Below are 21,087 nucleotides of genomic sequence, written 5' to 3' on the forward strand. Positions count from 1 at the left end.
CCCCGAGCGCGCGACCGGCGGGCGATTCCGCGGCACGATCGGCAATCCGGCCGGCGCCGACGCCCGCGCGTGTCGGCGCCGCCGCGGGCTCGTTCGTCTCGACCCGGCGCCGTCGGACTCAGGATGCCGCCAAGGCCCGCCCGAGCGCGTCACCCGAGGTCCATGCGGTGCGCACGGCGGCGCTTCCCTCCCCAGGCATCACCGCAGGCCGAGAGTCCGGGCGAGCGGAAGAAGGGCTCGCCCGTGGTCTCGGCCGGGCGTGCGAACGTCCAGCGGTGAGCGCGCGCGGCCGCGGGCTCGGCGTCGATGCGCAGCAGGCGGCGCGTCGCGGTGAGCACGGGGGCGATCGCTCCGTCGGGATCGTCGAGATGCCGACGCGCTCGATCGGCCGTGGTGTGCACGACGAGCACGGGGGCGCCGTCGCCGCGCCGGTCGCCGTCATCGGCGATGAAGGTGACGTCGGCGTCGCCGTCGGCGAAGGCACCGTGCAGGTCGGCATCCCACTGCCGTTCGTCCCACCGCAGCACCACCGCGATCACGGGATCCCACTCCTGCGACCCGCCCGGAGCGTCCCCCGTCAGGCGGGCGGCCTGGGGCGCGGGCATCGCGAGCACGACCTCGCCCGCGTCCTCGCCGTCGACCCGGTACGGCGCCACCCGTTCGACGAGCCGTTCCGTCTCGACGTCGAGCCCCTCGGCGAGATCCAGCGCGAGCGTGCGGAGTCCGAGCGGGGCGGCCCACCGCATCGGCCCGGGCTTCGGCGTCTTCGTGCCGTCGGCGTCGATGACCTGGAACGTATCCGTCCACGGGCGAGCGAGCTCGCGCTCCTCCCAGTCCGCGACGACGTGGGCGAAGTCCTCGGCCTCACCGACGACGAAGTACGAGGCGCCGAGATCGACGGGGCGCTCGTCGATCGTCCGGCTCGCCAGACGCCCACCCACGCGCCGCCCGCGATCGAGCACTCGCACCGTGCGTCCGGCATCCCGCACCGCCCGCGCGCACGCGAGCCCCGAGATACCGCCGCCGACCACCGTCACGTCCACCGTCATGCGGTCATCCTCGCGCGGCAGATCGGGCCGCACGGCGGGGTTGCGCGGCGTGCGTCCGCCCGTGCTCGCGTGCCGGGTGGTGGGTGCAGGCGGCTCACGTCAGCCGCCGCTCGCGCGCCGGACTCCGGAGGATCACCCGCGCAGCGGCGCACTCCGCGCCCGCGAGCGGCCGCGACGTTCGACTTCTCCGGAGCCCGGCCCGCCCGCCCACGATCACGGCCGGAAGAACTCCACCCCCAAGTCGGGGTGATCGACGAACACCCCGTCGAGCTCGGCCTCGCGCAGCACCGTCCACTCGCGTCGGTAGTCGCCGAAGGCCGCGTCGGCGCCCGGCAGGCGATACGTCGGCAGCAGAAAGACGTTCTCCGGGCGGCACGTGTACGCGAAGACGGTCAGCCCGCGCGCCTTCGCTTCCCGCGCCAGCTCGGGGATATCCCACAGCAGGCCCTTGTCGACGCTGAGGCCGTCGACCTCGGCCTCGAGCGAGTCGAGGCCCCGCGGCGTAAGCATCGACGCGTACGTCGCAGCCTCCGAGCCGTCGCGCGCGCGCAGATCCCACGGCGCCCCTCCTCGGTCGACGAGCTGGATGAGGGGGACCCGGATGCCGCGCTCCCGCAGCCGCGCCAGCACCAGCGGCTCGAACGACTCGATGACGAGGGCGTCGACGGCATCCACCCATCCCGCCTCTCGCAGCTCCGCCTCGACCAGCGCCGCCATGTCGAAGCCGAGCCGGGCGAAGGATGCCGCGTGCTTGATCTCGAGCACGACGCCGACGCCGCCGGCCCGCGCGATATCGAGCACGTCTCGCAGCCGCAGCACGGGCTCGGTGTCGTCGTGCGCCGCACTGTCGGGACGGAGGGCGGGGATCCGCTCGCGGCACCGGAGCGTACCGAGCTCGTCCCAGGTCAGGTCCTCGACGAACCAGCCGGTCATCCGCTCGCCGTCGACGACCTTCGTCGTGCGGCGGTCGGCGAACTCCGGCCGTAGCGATATGTCGGTGGTCGCACCGATCTCGTTCTCATGCCGCACCACCAGCACGCCGTCGCGCGTAGGGACGACATCGGGCTCGACGGCATCCACTCCCGCCGAGATCGCGAGCAGGTAGGAGCTTCGCGAGTGCTCCGGGAGGTATCCGGGCGCACCGCGGTGGCCGATGACGAGAGGCACTCGGGAAGCGTACGAGCCTCGGGTGAACGACAGTATCGCTCATAGCAGAATCCCAGTCAGCACAGGGATTCCGACGCGCTGCTCGGCTAGTGTTGTCTGACAGCACGGTGCTGTGATCACCATCTTTGGAGTGTGAGTTCCCGTGGCCCTCAACAACCCGGCATTCAATACCCCGGCGTTCCAGGACCCTCGAGCCGGTGGCGCCAACACGCGCTACAGCCCGCCCCCGGCCGTCGATCCTGCCGCCGCCGCATCGATCGAAGGCGCCTACTCGGCCCCGTCTGCGAGCGCCGTCGACACCGGTCGCATGACGGTCGAAGACACCGTCATGAAGACGCTGGCCCTGTTCGGCATCCTCGTCGTCACCGCCGTCGTCGGCTGGATCTGGACGATGAGCGGTGTCACCGCCGCCAACCCGCGCCCGAGCGCCGCACCGATGATCATCGGTGGCCTCGTCGGCTTCGTCCTGGCCCTGGTGGCGACCTTCAAGAAGAAGCCGTCCGTCCCCGTCTTCGTCGCCTACGCGGCGTTCGAGGGTCTGTTCATCGGCGGTATCTCGGCCTTCTTCGAGTTCCAGCTGCCCGGCATCGTCGTGCAGGCGACGCTCGCGACCCTCTCGGTCGTCGGTGTGACCCTCGCGCTCTTCGCCAGCGGCAAGATCCGCGCGTCGAAGCGGGCCACGAAGATCTTCATGATCGCGATGGTCGGCTACCTCGTGTTCAGCCTCCTCAACCTCGGTCTGATGCTGTTCGGCGTCCTGCCCGAGGGCATGGCGTTCGGCCTGCGCAGCGCCACCATCGCCGGCATCCCGATCGGCCTGATCCTCGGTGTGCTCGTCGTCATCATGGCCGCGTACTCGCTGGTGCTCGACTTCGACCAGATCCAGCGCGGCGTCCGCAACGGCGCCCCGCGCGTCTACGGCTGGGTCGGCGCCTTCGGCATCATGGTCACCGTCGTGTGGCTGTACGTCGAGATCCTCCGCATGATCGCGATCATCCGCGGCAACAACTGACGCACCGCTCTGCATGAAGGGCCGTCCCGTTTCGGGGCGGCCCTTCGTCGTCGCCGCCGCATGCCGCGACTCCGGGCGGTCGCGATAAACGCGATCGGCGGGAAGGAACGCCAGCACAGCGCGTTTCTTCCCGCGAAACGCGTTTATGCCAAGACCTGCGACACTGACCCCCTCGCGCGCGGGACGGCCGACGCGGGCCCGCCGCGGCATCCGCCGACTCCCGGGGGTAGCCATAAACGCGATCGCCGGGAAGAAACGCCAGCACAACGCGTTTCTCCCCGCGAATCGCGTTTATCAACGCCCGCCGCACCCCCCTCGCGCGCGGCCGCGGACGGGACGGGCCCGCCGCACCCCCTCGCACCCCCGGGACGGAACCGCCCCACCCCGCCCGCGCGCCGCAAGGGGTCTGCCCGCCGAGGGCGACGGCACTAGCGTCGCTGCATGAGCCCCGCCAAGACCCCGGCTGAGATCCTCGACATCGACGGACACGAGGTGCGCGTCACCAGCCCCGACCGCGTCGTCTTCGCCGAGCCCGGCCTCACGAAGCTCGATCTCGTGCGCTACTACCTCGCCGTCGCCGACGGCGCACTACGCGGAGCGGGCGGACGCCCGATGGTGTTGAAGCGCTTCTCGAAGGGCCTCGACCAGGAGCCCTTCTTCCAGAAGCGCGTCCCCGAGAATCACCCCGCCTTCATCGACACGGCGACGCTCCGCTACGCCTCCGGCACCTCCGCCGAAGAGACGGTGATCCGGGATGCCGCGGGCCTGGCGTGGGTCGTCAACCTCGGCTGCCTCGACCTCAACCCTCACCCGGTGCGCGCCGAAGACCTCGACCACCCTGACGAACTCCGCGTCGACCTCGACCCCATGCCCGGTGTGGATTGGGCGCAGATCGTCGACGTCGCGTTCATCGCCCGCGAGGTGCTCGAGGATCACGGCCTCACCGGGTGGCCGAAGACCTCCGGCTCGCGCGGCCTGCACATCCTCGTGCGCATCCGCCCCGACTGGGAGTACGCCGACGTGCGCCTCGCCGCGGAGACCCTCGCCCGCGAGGTCGAGAATCGCGCGCCCGGACTCGCGACGGCCCGCTGGTGGAAGGAGGAGCGCGGCGAGAGCGTCTTCGTCGACTTCAACCAGAACGCCAAGGACCGCACGGTGGCATCGGCCTACTCGATCCGGCCGCTCCCCGACGCCCGCGTCTCCACTCCCCTCACCTGGGACGAGGTGCGCGACCGGCGCCCCGAGGAGTTCACCGTCCTCACCGTGCCCGACCGGTTCCGCGCGATCGGCGACCCACACACCGGCATCGACGATGCCGCGGGGTCGCTCGACGCCCTCCTCGCCCTCGCCAAGGAGCTCGGCCCCGCCGAGAAGCCGCCGCGCGGCTCCGACGGTTCCGGTCGGCGCGCCTCGACCATGCCCCTCATCGAGGTCGCGCGCACCAAGACAAAGCCCGAGGCGCTCGACGCCCTCGAGACGTGGAGAAAGCGGCATCCCGACGCATCCGAGCAACTCCACCCCGCCGACGTGCTCATCGACGGCATGCGCGGGTCGAGTTCGCTCTGGTACCGCGTCCGCGTGAATCTGCAGCACATTCCGGATGCCGAGCGCCCGGCGCAAGAAGCCCTGATCGCCGACTACGACCCCTGGGCCGGCCGCTCGGCGAGTACCTGAAGCCGCGGGCGTCGACCGTCGTCAGGCTATGCGCCATGCCCGACGGTCTGGCGTCAGCGCCGCCGCGGGCGTGACAACGATTCGCGGCACGCGGCTGCGAGCGTCGTCATCGCCCGCTCCGGGCTCAGCGCGGCCGCGGCATCCCGCGCCTGCGCCGAAAGACGTTCGCGCAGCGCGGCATCCCTCAGCACGCGGGTGAGGGCAGCGGCGAGCGCGTCTTCATCGCCGTCCGGAACCAGGATGCCGCCGCCGGTGGCGAGCATGTCGCGCGGGCCGTAGCGGATGTCGTACGCGACGACGGGCGTGCCGTGCGCGAGGGCCTCCGCCATCGCGAGCCCCTGCCCTTCGAAAGCCGAGGTGGTGAGGTAGACCGCGGCTCGGTCGAGCACGGTGCCGGGACTCGAGGTGAGGCCGGGCAGGGTCACGCGCGCGCCGAGACCGTAGTCTGCGACGAGCCTCTCGAGGTCGCCGCGCTGCGGCCCTTCGCCCCACAGGTCGAGCCGCGCGTCGGGCACACCGTCGGCGACACGGGCGAAAGCGCGGATCGCATGGTCGAGCCGCTTGCCCGGGGCGAGACGGCCGAGGACGACGACCCGACCGGCATCCCGCTGACTCGACGGAACCGCGGTCGCCGGCCCCTCGACGGCGTGCGGTGCGACGACATCATTCGCCTCCGCGCCGAAGCGGGCGCGCACCTCCTCGCGCTGCTGCAGGGTCGGCCAGAGCACGGCGTCGAAGCGCGGCGCGATCTCGAACCACCGCGCCCACAGACGGTTCAGGTCGGAGTCGGCGCGGTACGGCGGCTCGAGATGGATCGTATGAATGGTGTGCAGGATCCGCACGTCTTCGTCGCCCCACCCGACGATGAGCTCGCCCAGCTGCCGCGACTCGCAGATGACCACGATCGGCCGATCGATCTCGGCGCGCATCGCCGAGGCAACGTGCGACAGCCACGCCCGGTACAGGGCACCGAATCCGTCGATGACGCCCACCGGCTCGCCCGCGGTGTCGCGGACGACGATCGGCGCCGTCGTCAGGAGCCAGTCGGGGTCGATGACATTCGGCAGCGACACCGCGCCCCCGGCGACGTCGCGGTACTCCAGCGTCGGATCGGCGTGCCCGTGGTGCGCCGCCTCGCGCAGCCACTCGGCCGCTCCCCCGGCGGTCGCCACGGCGTCGTCGAAGAGGTTGCGGAAGACTTCGGATGCCGCAGCCGCCCCGCGCTCGACGAAGGTCGCCCGGTGCGCCGCGTGGGCGTCGACCGCGCCGGGGTCGACCGTCAGCAGCAGCGGCGACGCACCGGCCTCCGCCATCTGACGTGCCCGGGCCAGGGTCGAGATGGTGTAGCCGCCGTCGAGATCGGGGATGAGTCTGCTCGAGAGGATGAGGTACCAGGCGTCGGGGAACTCGGCGTCGATCACGCCCCTATCCTCCCGCACCAGCCTTTGCGTCCGCGTCGGCCGCCGGGCACGGCCATCGCGCCGTTTCGGGGCGGATTCCGCCGTTCGGGGCGAGATCCGCCTGCCCCGACCGGCCGATCCTGCCCCAAATCCCGTCGCAGCGCCGCCGGCGCCGGACGGCGAAGGGGCATCGTCTCCGGGTCGATCCGGGTAGGGCCCCCGCCACACCCCTTCGCGTCCAGACAGAGCGCCGCCGACGCCGGACGGCGAAGGGGCACCGTCTCCGGGTCGATCGGGGTAGGGGCCCCGCTCTCGACCCGGAGACGGTGCCCCGGAGCCGGCCGACGACGTCGGCGCGGGAGCGAGCTAGACGCTCACTCCCATTCGATCGTCCCCGGCGGCTTCGACGTCACGTCGAGCACGACCCGGTTCACGTCTTTCACCTCGTTGGTGATGCGGTTCGAGATCTTCGACAGCACGTCGTAGGGCAGGCGCGTCCAGTCGGCGGTCATGGCGTCTTCGCTCGAGACGGGACGCAGCACGATGGGGTGGCCGTAGGTGCGGCCGTCGCCCTGCACGCCGACCGAGCGCACGTCGGCGAGCAGCACGACGGGGCACTGCCAGATCTCGTTGTCGAGACCGGCCTTGGTCAACTCGGCGCGGGCGATGGCGTCGGCCGCACGCAGGATCTCGAGACGGTCAGCGGTGACCTCGCCCACGATGCGGATGCCAAGACCGGGCCCCGGAAAGGGCTGGCGGCCGACGATCGCTTCGGGCAGACCGAGTTCGCGACCGATCGCGCGCACCTCGTCTTTGAAGAGGGTGCGCAGCGGCTCAACGAGCTCGAACTGCAGGTCTTCGGGGAGACCGCCCACGTTGTGGTGGCTCTTGATGTTGGCCGTGCCCGCGCCGCCGCCGGACTCGACGACATCGGGGTAGAGCGTGCCCTGCACGAGGAAGCGCACCTGCTCGCCTTCGGCCTTGGCCTCGGCGACGAGGTCGGCCTGAACCTTCTCGAACGCGCGGATGAACTCGCGGCCAATGATCTTGCGCTTCTGCTCGGGGTCGCTGACTCCGGCGAGCGCCTCGAGGAACGTCTCACGGGCGTCGACGGTGATGAGCTTGACTCCGGTGGAGGCGACGTAGTCGTTCTCGACCTGCTCGCGCTCGCCCTGGCGGAGTAGGCCGTGGTCGACGAACACGGCGATGAGCTGGTCGCCGACAGCCTCGTGCACGAGGGCCGTGGACACCGCGGAGTCGACGCCGCCCGAGAGCGCGGAGATGACGCGGCCGGTGCCGACCTGCTGGCGGATGCGCTCGACCTGCTCGGCGATGACGTTGCCGCTGTTCCAGTCGGCGGGCAGGCCCGCCGCCTTGTGCAGGAAGTTCTCGAGCACGTGCTGGCCGTGGTCGGAGTGCTTGACCTCGGGGTGCCACTGCACGCCGTACATGCGACGGGTGTCGTTCGCGAACGCGGCGACGGGCGTGTGGGCCGTGCGGGCGAGCACCTCGAAGCCCTCGGGGGCGCGCGAGACCTGGTCGCCGTGGCTCATCCAGACGTTCTGCTCGACCGGCTGTCCCTCGAGCAGGGTGCCCTCGGTCACGATCGTGGCATCGGTCGCGCCGTACTCGCGCAGGCCCGTGTTCGCGACCTCGCCGCCCAGGGCTTTCGCCATGACCTGGAAGCCGTAGCAGATGCCGAGCGTGGGGACGTCGAGATCGAACACCCCGGTGTCGAGGCTGGGCGCGCCCTCTTCGTACACCGAGGAGGGGCCGCCCGACAGGATGATGCCGACGGGGTTCTTCGCCGCGATCTCCTCTGCTGAGGCGGTGTGCGGCACGATCTCGCTGTAGACGCCCGCCTCGCGGACGCGGCGGGCGATGAGCTGGGCGTACTGGGCGCCGAAGTCGACGACGAGGACGGGGCGCTGGGACGTTTCGGTCTGTTCGGTCACCGGTTGCCTTCCGGGGCGGGAACGGGAGCGGATGCCGTGGCGGCTTCGCGCTCGGCGAGGTAGGCGCGCACGCGGCGAGCGGTGCGCACCTCGAGGAAGAAGGAGAGGAACGGCACGACGCCACCGAGGGCGAGGAACACGAACCGACGGAACGGCCACCGCATGAGGCTCCACACGCGGAAGCACGAGAAGAGGTAGACGACGTAGAACCAGCCGTGCGCGACGAGGATTGCGAGTGAGACGTTGACACCGTCACCCGTCGACAGGATCTCGCAGCCGCTGCCGCCGGGCACGAAGAGCGAGAACCACTGGCAGTCGGGGCCGGGCACGGCATCCGCGAACCACAGGAAACCACCGGACCCGCCGAGGAACAGCTCCACGTGAAGGGGCGTGTACTTCAGGATCATCTCGGCGACCAGCAGCAGCAGGCCGACACCGGTGATGATGGAGCAGATCTGGTAGAACTTCAGGGCTCCGCGGATCGCCGGGAACGAGGCGAGCTTGGGGGCGCGGGGCATGGATGCCAGTCTAGTCGCGGGACGCCGCGGCCCCCGCCGCAAGGGCTTCGGCCTGCTCGTCTTCGAGATCTTCGACCTCTTTCTCCCAGGCGTCGCGGGCGAGGCGGTACCAGAGGTAGAGCGCGAAGCCGGCGAAGACGGCCCACTCCGCGGCGTAGAAGATGTTGAGCCAGTTGACGCGGGAGCGCTCGTCGGGAGCCGGAGAGGCGATGACGTCGAGCGGGCCGATCGCCGTCTGCGAGGCGATGTACTGCCGGTAGACGTCGACGTTCTCGACGTCGTGCCAACGCCCCAGCAGCATCGCCGGCGACATCTTCACCAGGGTCAGCGGGTCGGCTCCGGCGGGCGGGACGGAGGGCCCCTCGTCGGAGATGAGGCGTCCGGTGACCTCGACCACGGCCGCGGGGTCGGCTCCGGCCTGGCGTTCGAGTTCGTCGGCGGCGGCGTTCGCCTGATCGAGGTTCTGCGTCCATCCGGTTGCCACGGCGACCGAGGTGGGTTCGGCGGTTCCCGCCACACGGAGCTGACCGGTGACCCAGTACCCCTGGACGTCGTCGTTGAATCGCGAGGAGACGACGATGAAATCGGATGCCACCCACGTGCCGCTCACCTCGACCCGCTGCCCCACGAGGGGCTCGGGCAGGTAATCCCCCGGCTCCACGACCTCGGAGAGGGGCCGCACGACCTCGGTCATGCCGGGTTCGGGCGGGGCGGTGTCGACGGCGCGACCCAACTGCCACTGCCCCAGCCACGCGAGCACACCCGCGACGAGCAGCGAGAACGCCAGTAGCGCGATCCAGCGCGGTCGCAGCATTACCTCCCGCAGCGTGGGCGGGAAGATCTGCGGCGGCGCCGGGTCGGTCGCGGGGGTCGACGTCATGCGGTGGCGGCTCAGTGACCGTAGGGGGCGACGACGACCTCGACGCGCTGGAACTCCTTGAGGTCGGAGTACCCGGTGGTGGCCATCGACTTCTTGAGCGCTCCGACGAGGTTCGCGGTGCCGTCCGCGACGGGCGCGGGACCGTACAGGATCTGCTCGAGGGGACCGACGCGGTCGACGGCGACGCGGCGACCGCGCGGGAGCTTGGCGTGGTGCGCCTCGGGACCCCAGTGGAAGCCGCGACCGGGAGCGTCGGTCGCGCGAGCGAGCGCGACGCCGAGCATGACGGCATCCGCCCCCATGGCGAGCGCCTTGACGATGTCGCCCGAAGTGCCCACGCCGCCGTCGGCGATGACGTGCACGTAGCGTCCGCCCGACTCGTCGAGGTAGTCGCGGCGCGCGCCGGCGACGTCGGCGACGGCCGTGGCCATCGGGGCGTGCAGGCCGAGGGTCGCGCGGGTGGTGGAGGCCGCTCCCCCGCCGAAGCCGACGAGCACGCCGGCGGCGCCGGTGCGCATGAGGTGCAGCGCCGCGGTGTAGGTCGCCGCGCCGCCGACGATGACGGGCACGTCGAGGTCGTAGATGAACTTCTTGAGGTTGAGCGGCTCGGCGACCTTCGAGACGTGCTCGGCCGACACGGTGGTGCCGCGGATGACGAAGAGGTCGACGCCGGCGGCGACGACGGTCTCGTAGAGGTCTTGCGTGCGCTGCGGCGTGAGGGCGCCGGCGACGACGACGCCCGCGGCGCGCACCTCGGCGAGACGGTCGCGGACGAGCTCGGGCTTGATCGGCTCGGAGTAGAGCTGCTGCATGCGACGCGTCGCGTCGGCCTCGGGGAGAGTCGCGATCTCGGCCAGGTGCGGCTCGGGCTCGTCGTAACGCGTCCACAGGCCCTCGAGGTCGAGGACGCCGAGACCGCCGAGGCGGCCGAGCTCGATCGCCGTGCGCGGGCTGACCACGGAGTCCATCGGAGCGCCGAGAACGGGGATCTCGAACGGGAAGGCGTCGATCGTCCACGCGGTCGAGACGTCTTCGGGGTTGCGCGTGCGCCGCGACGGCACGACCGCGATGTCGTCGAAGGTGTAGGCGCGGCGGGCGCGCTTCGCGCGGCCGAGATCGATCTCCATGGTCACCCGCCCAGCCTACCTGCGCCCTCCGACATCGCCGTCGGCTCGGTCGCGGTCCGCGGCTGAAGGAGAGACGGGCGCGTCCGCCCCGCGAAGAGCCCGCGTGAGCAGCCCATCGAAGACGAAGAGCAGGAACGCGGCCGACCCGAGCCACGGACTGAGGAGCATGGCCGCGCCGCTCAGGATGACCGCGCTGAGGCTGGCGCGGCCGAGTCGTCGCGCGTCGTCGGGCGTGAGGTCGGTGATCGCGCCCGAGCGGACGGCCCAGATCCACTGCACCCAGCCCAGGACGATCGCGAGGAAGAAGTTGATGGGCAGGAGGATGCGTCCGAGCAGCAGGTCGGCGTACGACGTGTCGAGCGACGAGGTGAACGGCACCAGCACGATGAGCAGGAGGCGCAGGGTGTTGATCCACATCCCCGCGTCGTCGATGCGCACGATCCACTCGAACTGCCGGACGTGCGTCATCCACATGAGACAGAGGATGAGGAAGCTGATGACGAAGGAGAACACCGGATGGAGGAGCTCCCGCAACGCCGAGGCGAGCTCCGCGTCGGTTGTGATGGTGCCCAGCGACCGGTCCGTCAGACCGAGCACCAGTAGCGTCGCCGCGATGGCGAACACGCCGTCGGTGAACGCCTCTGTGCGCCGCGCCGAGACGGATGCCTCCGGATGCCGCGTCCGCCGAATCATGGGCTCAGCGTAGCCCCGCGCCGGCTACGGCGAAGGGCCGGGCGATCGTCCGCCCGGCCCTTCGCGAGAAACGTCCTACTTCTTGTAGTTCGGCGCCTCGACGACGATCTGCACGTCGTGGGGGTGCGACTCCTTCAGGCCCGCCGACGTGATGCGCACGAACTTGCCCTTGGCCTTGAGCTCCTCGACGGTGCGCGCACCGACGTAGAACATCGACTGACGCAGGCCCCCGATGAGCTGGTAGGCCACGGCCGCAACGGGACCGCGGTAGGGAACCTGACCCTCGATGCCCTCGGGGATGAGCTTGTCGTCGCTGGGAACATCAGCCTGGAAGTAGCGGTCTTTCGAGTACGACGTCTTCTTGCCGCGCGTCTGCAGCGCACCGAGCGAGCCCATGCCGCGGTACTGCTTGAACTGCTTGCCGCCCTGGAAGACGATCTCGCCCGGCGACTCGTCGGTGCCCGCCAGCAGCGATCCGAGCATGACGGTGTCGGCACCCGCGACCAGCGCCTTGGCGATGTCGCCCGAGTACTGCAGACCGCCGTCGGCGATCACGGGCACGCCCGCGGGGATCGCCGCCTGCGCGGCCTCGTAGATCGCGGTCACCTGGGGCACGCCGACGCCGGCGACGACGCGGGTGGTGCAGATCGAGCCCGGCCCGACGCCGACCTTGACCGCATCCACTCCCGCATCGATCAGGGCCTGGGCGCCGTCGCGCGTGGCGACGTTGCCGCCGATGACGTCGATGTGCGCGAACGACTCGTCGGCCTTGAGGCGGCGCACGATGTCGATCACGCCGGCCGACTGACCGTTGGCGGTGTCGACGACGAGCACGTCGACGCCCGCGTCACGGAGCGCCTCGGCACGCTGCCACGCGTCGCCGAAGAAGCCGATGGCGGCGCCCACGCGCAGGCGACCCTGGTCGTCCTTGGTGGCGAGCGGGTACTTCTCGCTCTTGTCGAAGTCTTTGATGGTGATGAGGCCGGCGAGTTTGCCCTCGTCGTCGACGAGCGGCAGCTTCTCGACGCGGTGCTTGGCGAAGGTGGCGATGACGTCGTTGGCGTGGATGCCGACGTGACCGGTGATGAGGTTGTCTTTCGTCATCACGTCTTTGACCTGCGTGGTCTGGCGTTCGAAGCCGGAGACGAAGCGCATGTCACGGTTGGTGATGATGCCGACCAGCACACCGTCGGCGTCGACCACCGGCAGACCCGAGATGCGGTACTGCGCGCACATCGCGTCGACCTCGGCCACGGTGGCATCCGGGTTCGTGGTGATGGGGTTGGAGACCATGCCCGACTCGCTGCGCTTGACCTGGTCGACGATGCCGGCCTGGTCTTCGATCGAGAGGTTGCGGTGCACGATGCCGATGCCGCCCTGGCGGGCGATCGCGATGGCCATGCGGGCCTCGGTGACGGTGTCCATGGCACTGGAGAGAAGAGGAGTGGCCACCGTGATGCGGCGGGTCAGACGCGACGACGTGTCGGCCTCGCTCGGGATGACGTCGGTGTGCCCGGGCAGGAGCAGAACGTCGTCGTAGGTCAGTCCGATGAAACCGAAGGGGTCGTGCTGCTCCATGGGTCCTCCTGCGCACGCGGCGCCTGTCTGAGATAGGGACGTCGTCGGCCGGCGCGCGCTATGCGCTCCGCCTGAAAGTGTAAGCGCCGGAAGGCCCCTCTTTCTTCCCGCTCGCGCGGGATAGCGCACCGGAAAGCGCCGTCACAACCCGCATTCCGCATCACCGCGGACGACTCCACCACGCAGTCTGCGACGGACGTCGACGCGCCGGGTATCGTTCTGGCATCAACTGCCGCCGGAGAAACACCGCGGCAATATTCCCGGACTACGGTGTCCGGGCGGCGACGGGCCACGTCGCCGAATGACCAGGAGGTTCCGTGACCACTCGGCAAGCATCCCCGAGGATGCCTCGCCGTCGACGTTCGATCTTGACGCTGTTGTCAGGATTCTTCGCTGCCGCACTGGTGTTCGGGCTCGCCCCGGCATCGATGGCGGCCGTCGGCGACGAGGACCTTCCCTATTCGATCAATGTCAACGTGCGTTCCGAGGGTGAGCCCGTCGCACAAGCCAAGGTGACCGCCACCGACGGCACCTTCACCGGCGAGGGCACGACCGACGAGCGCGGTCGTGCGACCATCAAGGTTCCGACCAAGGACGGCACCTGGACGCTGGAGCTCGACCGCAACTCCCTGACGGGCATCTCGGTCCCCGACGGCTCGGAGTTCGAACGCACGGTGGAGTTCGGAAGCTCCAGCACCGTCTCGAGCAACTTCACGCTCGGAGCCGCGGAGCGACAGACGACGAGCTTCGTCGACCAGTTGCTCTCGCGCACGGTGAACGGCCTGAACTTCGGCCTCATGCTCGCCCTCGCCGCCATCGGCCTCTCCCTCGTGTTCGGCACGACGGGCCTGTCCAACTTCGCGCACGGCGAGATGGTGACCTTCGGCGCCATTGCCGCCTTGTTCCTCAGCGCCGGAACCGGGTGGTCGATCTGGGTGGCGATTCCCCTGGCGATCGTCTTGTCGGGTCTGTTCGGACTCGCCATGGATGCCGGGATCTGGCGGCCCCTGCGGCGACGCGGTCTCGGCATCGTGCAGCTCATGATCGTCTCGATCGGTCTGTCGCTCGCGCTGCGCTACATCTTCCAGATCTTCATCGGCGGCGGCACGCAGCAGCTGCCCGGCGCCTCGAGCGAGATCATCCCGGGCCTCGGGCCGGTGCGCATCAGCGTCACCGACGTCACGAGCATGGCGATCTCGATCGTCGTCATCGGCGCGTTCGCGTGGTGGCTGACCCGCACGCGCCTCGGCCGCGCCACGCGCGCCGTGTCCGACAACCCGTCGCTGGCCGCGGCCTCGGGCATCGACGTCGACAACGTCGTGCGCATCGTGTGGGTGCTGGCATCCGCCCTCGCCGGTCTCGCCGGCGTGCTGTGGGCCTACTTCCGGCCCGGCATCCGTTGGGACATGGGCTCCGGCATCCTGCTGCTCATGTTCGCCGCCGTCGTGCTCGGCGGCCTCGGAACGGCGTTCGGCGCCCTCATCGGCTCGATCGTCGTCGGCCTCCTCATCGAGGTGTCCACCCTGTGGATCCCCTCCGACATGAAGTATGTGGGTGCCCTCGTGGTGCTCATCGTCATCCTCCTCTTCCGGCCGCAGGGCATCCTCGGCCGCCGAGAGCGAATCGGGTAGGTACACCATGGACTTCCTGCAGATCCTCTCCAACACCGCGTCGCAGATCCTCGCGCCGGCCACGTTCGGGTACGCCCTCGCCGCCATCGGCCTGTCGATGCACTTCGGCTTCGCGGGCCTGCTCAACATGGGTGTCGCCGGCTTCATGGCCATCGGCGCCTACGGCTTCGCGATCTCGATCCTCACGTTCGGCCTCGCATGGCCGATCGCGGCCCTCATCGGGTTCGCCGCGGCCGTGGTGTTCGCGCTCATCATGGGCATCCCGACGCTGCGTCTGCGCGGCGACTACCTCGCCATCGTCACGATCGCCGCCGCCGAGATCCTTCGTCTGATCTTCTTGACCTCGACCTTCCGCAGCGTCACCGGTTCGGCCGACGGCCTGTTCAACTTTCAGTCGGGCTGGCGCGGCGAGAACAACCCCCTGCCGCAGGGCGACTACGGCTTCGGTCCCTGGACCTACAACGCCAACCGCTGGTACGTCATCATCCTGGGCCTGCTCGCCGTCGCCGTGGCGGTGCTGCTGGTGTGGATGCTGATGCGCAGCCCGTGGGGCCGTGTCATCCGCGGCATCCGCGAAGACGAGGATGCCGTGCGCGCGCTCGGTAAGAACGTCTTCGCCTTCAAGATGCAGGCGCTCGTCATCGGTGGTGTGATCATCGCCGCCGGCGGCATCATCACCGCCATGGACACGAACGTGAACCCGAACGTGTACGTCACGTCGCAGACGTTCTTCGTCTACACGGCGCTGCTGCTCGGAGGAGCGGCCACGATCTTCGGCCCGGTGCTCGGCGCCGTGCTGTTCTGGGTCGTGCGCGCGTTCCTGTCGAACCTCCTGCCGGCGCTGTCCTCTATCGGGCTGCTGCCGTTCCTCACCGCCGATCAGTCGCAGATGCTCGTCTTCGTCATCGTCGGCGTCGCACTGATGCTGCTCGTGATCTTCCGCCCCCAGGGCATCCTGGGCAGCAAGAAGGAGATGACCTTTGTCCGATGAGTCCACGCCCGTCGCACCCAGCGCTTCGGCGCCGCGGGTGAAGGCGACCGGGCTGCACAAGGGCGAGGTGGGCCCGGGCGTCGCGAAGGTCGACCCGATCATCATCGCCGACAACGTCCGCCGCGACTTCGGCGGCAACACCGCCGTCAATGTCGAGCACCTGGAGATTCCGCGAGGCGCCATCACGGCACTGATCGGGCCCAACGGTGCCGGGAAGACGACCCTGTTCAACCTGCTCACGGGCTTCGACAAGCCCAACAGCGGCCAGTGGTCGTTCGACGGCAAGAATCTCGCCGGCATCCCGGCGTTCAAGGCGGCCCGCATGGGCCAGGTGCGCACGTTCCAGCTCACCAAGGCGCTGGGCCTTCTCACCGTGCTCGAGAACATGAAGCTCGGAGCGACGAAGCAGAAGGGCGAGGGGCTCTTCTCGAGCATCCTGCCCTTCGTCTGGCGCAAGCAGGAGGCCGACAACGAGGCGAAGGCGCGCGAGCTGCTCAAGCGCTTCAAGTTGGATGCCAAGGAGGCCGACTTCGCCGCCTCGCTGTCGGGTGGTCAACGCAAGCTCCTCGAGATGGCCCGCGCGCTCATGAGCGACCCCACGTTGGTGATGCTCGATGAGCCGATGGCCGGTGTCAACCCGGCGCTCACGCAGTCGCTGCTCGACCACATCCTCGATCTGAAGGACCTCGGCATGACCGTGCTGTTCGTCGAGCACGACATGCACATGGTGCGCCACATCGCGGACTGGGTCGTGGTGATGGCGGAGGGCAAGATCGTGGCCGAGGGACCGCCCGACACGGTGATGAAGGACCAGGCCGTCATCGACGCCTACCTCGGCGCCCACCAGGACGTCGACCTCGGCGTCGTCACGGGTCGCCACGAGGGCACGGTCGATTCGGCCGCCGCGGCAGAGCTGCTCGAGACCGCGCAGCAGGTCGACGCCGCGATCGACAGCGACTCCTCGCCGTCGTCGCACGAGAAGGAGGACGGTCGATGACCGGCAACGTTGTCGAGCTCCGCGATGTGCACGCCGGGTACCTGCCCGGGGTGAACATCCTCAACGGCGCCAACCTCACCGCCGCCCCCGGCGAACTGATCGGCATCATCGGCCCCAACGGTGCCGGCAAGTCGACCATGCTCAAGGCGATCTTCGGACAGGTGAAGGTGCGTTCGGGCTCCGTCATCCTCGACGGCGAAGAGATCACGGGGCTGCGGGCGAACAAACTCGTCGCCAAGGGCGTCGGGTTCGTGCCCCAGACGAACAACGTCTTCCCCAGCCTGACGATCGCCGAGAACCTGCAGATGGGGCTCTACCAGCGACCGAAGGGATTCAATGAGCGGGTCGACTTCGTCACGAGCATCTTCCCCGACCTGGCCAAGCGCCTGAAGCAGCGCGCCGGCTCGTTGTCGGGTGGCGAGCGTCAGATGGTCGCCATGGGCCGCGCGCTCATGATGGACCCGAAGGTGCTGCTGCTCGACGAACCGTCGGCCGGGCTCTCGCCCGTGCGACAGGACGAGGCGTTCATCCGCGTCTCGGAGATCAACAAGGCCGGCGTGACCTGCATCATGGTGGAGCAGAACGCCCGCCGCTGCCTGCAGATCTGCGACCGCGGCTACGTGCTCGACCAGGGCCGCGACGCCTACACGGGCACCGGTCGCCAACTCATGGACGACCCTGCCGTCATCGGCCTGTACCTGGGCACGCTCGGCACCTGAGCCGCGCGTGCGTGCCGGAAGGCCCGAGTCCCCGTAGGGGGCTCGGGCCTTCTCGTCGCCGCGGGGGCCTCGCCGGGGGCCCTCGCGTGCCGGCCCGGGTCGGCTGCGGGGGCCTCACCGCAGGTCCTCGCGTGCCGGCCCGGGTCCGTGAGGTGGCTCGACACGTGCCTGCCCGCCGCGCTGCGCCGCGGTCGGTGCGGGTGGCTCGGCCCGCGTCTGGTCGCCGCACCGCGGTCACGGCCGCCTTGCGCAGGATCACGCGTCGCCGGCGGCGCGAGTCGCGCGTGAGTGCGAGGCGGCACCGAATCCTGGACGCCGATCCCCCGCGCGACGCTCCGGTACTGGGGTGACACCGGATGCCGCGCATGTGCCGGCGCCCGGGCGCGACCCCGCTGGGGCGTGCGTCGCGCCGACAGCGCAGCACGCGCGCCCGGCGCAGAAAAGTGGCCCCGGAACCGAAGTCCCGGGGCCACGCATGCAGAACCGATCAACCGGCGCGGAGCCAGCTGTAGTTGTTGTCGTCGCCGTACTCGAAGACACCGATCGTCGCCTCGGTCGGGTCGCCGACCTCGTCGAAGGTGATCGGGCCGGAGACGCCGTCGTAGTCGGCCTCGCCGCCACCGATGATGATGTCGGCGCACTCGGCGTACGTCGTGCACTTGGTGCCGCTGCCGCTGCCGCCGGACACCGCCTGCATGTTGGCCGCGACGTCGGGACCGGCAGCCGAGCCGGCCTTCAGCGCCGCGAGAGCGAGCAGCACGACCGAGTCATACGACTCGGGGGCGTAGGTGAAGTCCTCGAGCGCGGGCTGACCCTTGCCGGACCAGAACGACTCCAGCGACGAACGGAACGTCGCCGTCGAGTCGGGGTCGACGCTGGGGTAGGTGCCCTTGGCACCGGCGAGCGTACCGGCGGGGAACTGGTCGCCGAAGTTCTTCAGGTTGCCGTCGACGAAGAAGAGCTTGTCGGGGCTGACGCTGGCGGTCAGGTCGGGGATGATCGTCGAGACCTCGTCGAACGTGATCAGGGCGATCGCGTCGGGCGACTGGGCCAGCACGTCTTCGATCTGGGCCGAGAAGTTCGTGTCACCGGTGTTGTAGAGGCTGGTCGCGACGACGGAGCCGCCGGCGTTCTCGAAGGCCTTCTTGGTGAAGCACGCGAGGCCGGTGCCGTAGGAGTCGTTCAGCACGATCATGCCGAGGGTCTCGTTGCCCTCGGACGCGATCAGATTGCCGAGCACCTCACCCTGGAGGACGTCGGAGGGAGCAGTCCGCCAGTACAGGCCCTTGTCGTCGTAGCCGGTGAACGCCGCGGAGGTGTTGGCCGGCGAGATCTGCACGGCGTTCGCCGCGATGACCTGGTCGATGAACTGCAGCGACGTGCCCGAGGACGCCGCGCCGACGATGGCGGTGGCGCCGGCGCCCAGCAGACGCGGGATCTCGGTCTCGTAGGCCTTGTTGTCGGTGTCGCCCGAGTCGCCCTGGATGAGGTTGATCTGCACGCCCTTGTTGGCGGCGTTGATCTCGGACGCGGCATATTCGGTGCCGGCGATCTCGGGCGGGCCGAGGAACGCGAGGTTACCGGTGACGGGCAGAGCCGTACCGATGTTGAACGTCAGGTTCGTCGCGGGCCCGGTCGAGGTCGACGAGTACTCGGGGGTGTACGAAGCGGGCTCGGCCGCGTTGCAGTCGATCGGGAAGTCGCCGCCACCGGCAGCGTCGCCGGTCTCGGCGGGGGTGCTGCTGCCGGAACAACCGGCGAGGACGAGCGCGCTGACGCCGACCACGGCGAGGCCGCCGATGATCTTCGCGGTACGCGAACGGGAGAGGACACTCATATGGGTGCTCCTTGGTGAGTAGGAACCGCGCGGAGGAACCCCCGCGGATTGTCACAAACCTAACCGCGCCCCTGTGGCCCCGTTGTTGCAATGTGTTAACGGTCGATTACGCGACCCAATCGTTACTTTTCCGCGGCAACGACGGGCCGCGAAACGCAGGATCCCGCGGTTCAGACGGGTTCGGGCACGTCGTCGACGCCGCGTCGATGCCGTCGGGAAGCCACGAGCGAATCCACGCTCAGCAGCACGAGGGCGACCCAGACCAGGGCGAAGCCGACCCAGCGCTCCGGGGTCATCGGCTCGTGCAGCACCCACGCGCCGATGACGAACTGGATGACCGGCGCGACGAACTGCAGCAGCCCGATCACGGTGAGCGGCACGCGCCGAGCCCCCGAGGCGAACAGCAGCAGCGGCACGGCGGTGACCGCCCCGGCCGCCAGCAGCAGGACCGTGTGCAGCACCCCCTCGTTGCCGAGGGTGATGCCCGTGACGTTCGCGACGACGATGAGCTGGACGACGGCGACCGGAAGGAGCCAGAACGATTCGAGGGTCAGGCCGCTCACGGCATCCACGGCGGGACCGATCTGCTTCTTCACGAGACCGTAGAAGCCGAACGAGAACGCCAGCGTCAGGGCAATCCAGGGGAACGCGCCGTAGCCGACCACGATGACGACGACCGCGGCGACGGCGATGCCGATCGCGACCCACGGCAGCACGCGCAGGCGCTCGCGGAGCACGACGACGCCGAGCAGCACGGTCACGATCGGGTTGATGAAGTACCCGAGGCTCGTCTCGATCACGTGGCCGGTGAGCGCCCCGATCAGGTACGTCTGCCAGTTGACGTAGATGAGCACTCCGGCGAGCGCCGTCAGTGCCATCAGACGCGGTTGACGCACGATCGCGAGGAAGGGGCGCCACACCCGCAGCACCGTCAGCAACAGCAGGCAGAACGCGAACGCCAGGATGATGCGCCACGCGACGACCTCGAAGGGGCCGGTCGGCTTGAGCTGCAGGAAGTAGATGGGCAGGACGCCCCACAGCAGATAGGCGCCCAGCGCGAAGAGCGCGCCGCGCGTGCTCCCGCCGGCGGAAGCGGGAGGAGCGGGGGTCACCGACCCAGCCTACGCGCGCGCCACGGACGTGAGCCGCCGAGTGTCCGCGGTTTCCTGCCGGCGGCGTCGCCCGAGCACGGCCGCGAAAGTCCACCGCGCCGGAGCCATAACATCCGTCGGCCGATGAGTCCGAGAACGACGAAGACCCCGGATGCCACGGCATCCGGGGTCTTCGTGAGAGTCACGCGATCAGCGGACGACGACCGCCAGGACGTCGCGAGCCGAGAGCACGAGGTACTCCTCGGCGCCGAACTTGACCTCGGTGCCGCCGTACTTGCTGTAGAGCACGCGGTCGCCGACGGCGACGTCGAGGGGGACACGGTTGCCGTTGTCGTCGATGCGGCCGGGGCCGACGGCGACGACTTCGCCCTCCTGCGGCTTCTCTTTGGCGGTGTCGGGGATGACGAGACCACTCGCGGTGGTCTGCTCAGCCTCGACCTGCTTGATGACGATGCGGTCCTCGAGCGGCTTGATGGAAACCGACACGGTCTACCTCTTTCTCGTTACAGAAGACTTGTCAGCACTCACGCGGGGAGAGTGCTAACACGAGTCTAGGGAACGGTTGGCACTCGTGCAATGCGAGTGCCAACTCCGAGCCGCACGGCGGCGGGGCCGCAGAACGATCAGCGCGGACGCATCGCGCAACCCACGGCGAGGGCAGCCGGAATCGCGCGCAGTATTGCACCTCTGCGCGATCGTGCATAGCCGTCGGCGGTGCCCTTTCGCTCTCTTTGCCGGTGTGCGACA

18 protein-coding genes are annotated in these 21,087 nt (G+C 69.7%); 6 read left to right on the forward strand and 12 right to left on the reverse strand.

What is annotated here, in order from left to right:
• Window positions 1-149: 149 nt before the first annotated feature.
• Both QE410_RS13175 and QE410_RS13180 read right to left on the reverse strand, forming a co-directional pair.
• Window positions 150-1,049 (reverse strand): NAD(P)/FAD-dependent oxidoreductase, encoded by a 900-nt coding sequence (locus QE410_RS13175; protein WP_307332865.1) that lies wholly within the window; start codon window positions 1,047-1,049, stop codon window positions 150-152.
• A gap of 213 nt (window positions 1,050-1,262) precedes the next feature.
• The gene (locus QE410_RS13180) at window positions 1,263-2,216 is read right to left on the reverse strand and encodes a glycerophosphodiester phosphodiesterase family protein (protein WP_307332868.1); all 954 of its coding nucleotides are present in this window, start codon (window positions 2,214-2,216) and stop codon (window positions 1,263-1,265) included.
• A gap of 142 nt (window positions 2,217-2,358) precedes the next feature.
• Between QE410_RS13180 and QE410_RS13185 the strand changes: the two genes are divergently transcribed.
• Both QE410_RS13185 and ligD read left to right on the forward strand, forming a co-directional pair.
• Window positions 2,359-3,228 carry a Bax inhibitor-1/YccA family protein gene (locus QE410_RS13185; protein ID WP_307332871.1) on the forward strand — a complete coding sequence of 290 codons (870 nt, stop codon included), beginning with the start codon at window positions 2,359-2,361 and terminating at the stop codon, window positions 3,226-3,228.
• A 441-nt stretch (window positions 3,229-3,669) separates the two neighbouring features.
• Window positions 3,670-4,902, forward strand: a complete 1,233-nt coding sequence (gene ligD, locus QE410_RS13190) for a non-homologous end-joining DNA ligase (protein ID WP_307332874.1) — start codon at window positions 3,670-3,672, stop codon at window positions 4,900-4,902.
• Window positions 4,903-4,955: 53 nt separating this feature from the next.
• On the opposite strand, the gene QE410_RS13195 is transcribed toward ligD, so the two are convergent.
• The 7 genes from QE410_RS13195 to guaB all read right to left on the reverse strand — a co-directional run bounded on the left by QE410_RS13195 (window position 4,956) and on the right by guaB (window position 13,053).
• Window positions 4,956-6,323 carry a glycosyltransferase gene (locus QE410_RS13195; protein WP_307332877.1) on the reverse strand — a complete coding sequence of 456 codons (1,368 nt, stop codon included), beginning with the start codon at window positions 6,321-6,323 and terminating at the stop codon, window positions 4,956-4,958.
• Between the two features lie 353 nt (window positions 6,324-6,676).
• Window positions 6,677-8,257, reverse strand: a complete 1,581-nt coding sequence (guaA, locus tag QE410_RS13200; RefSeq protein WP_307332881.1) for a glutamine-hydrolyzing GMP synthase — start codon at window positions 8,255-8,257, stop codon at window positions 6,677-6,679.
• Window positions 8,254-8,775: a DUF3817 domain-containing protein gene (locus QE410_RS13205; RefSeq protein WP_307332884.1), complete on the reverse strand. Its 522-nt coding sequence runs from the start codon at window positions 8,773-8,775 to the stop codon at window positions 8,254-8,256. Before QE410_RS13205 ends, guaA begins: the two co-directional genes overlap by 4 nt.
• A 10-nt stretch (window positions 8,776-8,785) precedes the next feature.
• Window positions 8,786-9,655: an SURF1 family protein gene (locus QE410_RS13210; protein WP_307332887.1), complete on the reverse strand. Its 870-nt coding sequence runs from the start codon at window positions 9,653-9,655 to the stop codon at window positions 8,786-8,788.
• Window positions 9,656-9,666: 11 nt separating this feature from the next.
• The gene (locus QE410_RS13215) at window positions 9,667-10,782 is read right to left on the reverse strand and encodes a GuaB3 family IMP dehydrogenase-related protein (protein WP_307334533.1); all 1,116 of its coding nucleotides are present in this window, start codon (window positions 10,780-10,782) and stop codon (window positions 9,667-9,669) included.
• Between the two features lie 15 nt (window positions 10,783-10,797).
• Window positions 10,798-11,475 carry a TMEM175 family protein gene (locus QE410_RS13220; RefSeq protein WP_307332890.1) on the reverse strand — a complete coding sequence of 226 codons (678 nt, stop codon included), beginning with the start codon at window positions 11,473-11,475 and terminating at the stop codon, window positions 10,798-10,800.
• A 75-nt stretch (window positions 11,476-11,550) separates the two neighbouring features.
• On the reverse strand, window positions 11,551-13,053 hold the full coding sequence (gene guaB / locus QE410_RS13225) for an IMP dehydrogenase (protein WP_307332893.1): 1,503 nt from the start codon (window positions 13,051-13,053) through the stop codon (window positions 11,551-11,553).
• A 344-nt stretch (window positions 13,054-13,397) separates the two neighbouring features.
• Between guaB and QE410_RS13230 the strand changes: the two genes are divergently transcribed.
• The 4 genes from QE410_RS13230 to QE410_RS13245 are packed head-to-tail and all read left to right on the forward strand — an operon-like array spanning window position 13,398 to window position 17,391.
• Window positions 13,398-14,684: a branched-chain amino acid ABC transporter permease gene (locus QE410_RS13230; protein WP_307332895.1), complete on the forward strand. Its 1,287-nt coding sequence runs from the start codon at window positions 13,398-13,400 to the stop codon at window positions 14,682-14,684.
• 7 nt (window positions 14,685-14,691) lie between these two features.
• On the forward strand, window positions 14,692-15,675 hold the full coding sequence (locus QE410_RS13235; RefSeq protein ID WP_307332898.1) for a branched-chain amino acid ABC transporter permease: 984 nt from the start codon (window positions 14,692-14,694) through the stop codon (window positions 15,673-15,675).
• Between the two features lie 37 nt (window positions 15,676-15,712).
• Entirely contained in the window at window positions 15,713-16,672 is a 960-nt protein-coding gene (locus QE410_RS13240) for an ABC transporter ATP-binding protein (protein ID WP_307334536.1), read from the forward strand.
• Window positions 16,669-17,391 carry an ABC transporter ATP-binding protein gene (locus QE410_RS13245; protein ID WP_307332900.1) on the forward strand — a complete coding sequence of 241 codons (723 nt, stop codon included), beginning with the start codon at window positions 16,669-16,671 and terminating at the stop codon, window positions 17,389-17,391. The genes QE410_RS13240 and QE410_RS13245 overlap by 4 nt, the downstream gene beginning before the upstream one ends.
• A gap of 487 nt (window positions 17,392-17,878) precedes the next feature.
• Here the strand turns inward: QE410_RS13245 and QE410_RS13250 are convergent, their stop codons facing one another.
• The 3 genes from QE410_RS13250 to groES all read right to left on the reverse strand — a co-directional run bounded on the left by QE410_RS13250 (window position 17,879) and on the right by groES (window position 20,826).
• The gene (locus QE410_RS13250) at window positions 17,879-19,228 is read right to left on the reverse strand and encodes an ABC transporter substrate-binding protein (RefSeq protein WP_307332903.1); all 1,350 of its coding nucleotides are present in this window, start codon (window positions 19,226-19,228) and stop codon (window positions 17,879-17,881) included.
• Window positions 19,229-19,398: 170 nt separating this feature from the next.
• A complete protein-coding gene (gene rarD, locus QE410_RS13255) occupies window positions 19,399-20,340 on the reverse strand; it encodes an EamA family transporter RarD (RefSeq protein WP_307332906.1) in 942 nt (313 codons plus the stop codon).
• Between the two features lie 189 nt (window positions 20,341-20,529).
• Window positions 20,530-20,826 (reverse strand): co-chaperone GroES, encoded by a 297-nt coding sequence (gene groES, locus QE410_RS13260; RefSeq protein WP_013583903.1) that lies wholly within the window; start codon window positions 20,824-20,826, stop codon window positions 20,530-20,532.
• Window positions 20,827-21,087 lie beyond the last annotated feature (261 nt).

The organism is Microbacterium sp. SORGH_AS_1204 (assembly GCF_030818935.1).
Taxonomy (GTDB): domain Bacteria; phylum Actinomycetota; class Actinomycetes; order Actinomycetales; family Microbacteriaceae; genus Microbacterium.

Coding starts and splice junctions, on each gene's coding strand:
- QE410_RS13175 (WP_307332865.1), bottom strand. CDS start 1,049: ATGACGGTGGACGTGACGGTGGTCGGCGGCGGTATCTCGGGGCTCGCG.
- ligD (WP_307332874.1), top strand. CDS start 3,670: ATGAGCCCCGCCAAGACCCCGGCTGAGATCCTCGACATCGACGGACAC.
- QE410_RS13205 (WP_307332884.1), bottom strand. CDS start 8,775: ATGCCCCGCGCCCCCAAGCTCGCCTCGTTCCCGGCGATCCGCGGAGCC.
- QE410_RS13210 (WP_307332887.1), bottom strand. CDS start 9,655: ATGACGTCGACCCCCGCGACCGACCCGGCGCCGCCGCAGATCTTCCCG.
- QE410_RS13215 (WP_307334533.1), bottom strand. CDS start 10,782: ATGGAGATCGATCTCGGCCGCGCGAAGCGCGCCCGCCGCGCCTACACC.
- QE410_RS13220 (WP_307332890.1), bottom strand. CDS start 11,475: ATGATTCGGCGGACGCGGCATCCGGAGGCATCCGTCTCGGCGCGGCGC.
- guaB (WP_307332893.1), bottom strand. CDS start 13,053: ATGGAGCAGCACGACCCCTTCGGTTTCATCGGACTGACCTACGACGAC.
- QE410_RS13230 (WP_307332895.1), top strand. CDS start 13,398: ATGCCTCGCCGTCGACGTTCGATCTTGACGCTGTTGTCAGGATTCTTC.
- QE410_RS13235 (WP_307332898.1), top strand. CDS start 14,692: ATGGACTTCCTGCAGATCCTCTCCAACACCGCGTCGCAGATCCTCGCG.
- QE410_RS13245 (WP_307332900.1), top strand. CDS start 16,669: ATGACCGGCAACGTTGTCGAGCTCCGCGATGTGCACGCCGGGTACCTG.
- QE410_RS13250 (WP_307332903.1), bottom strand. CDS start 19,228: ATGAGTGTCCTCTCCCGTTCGCGTACCGCGAAGATCATCGGCGGCCTC.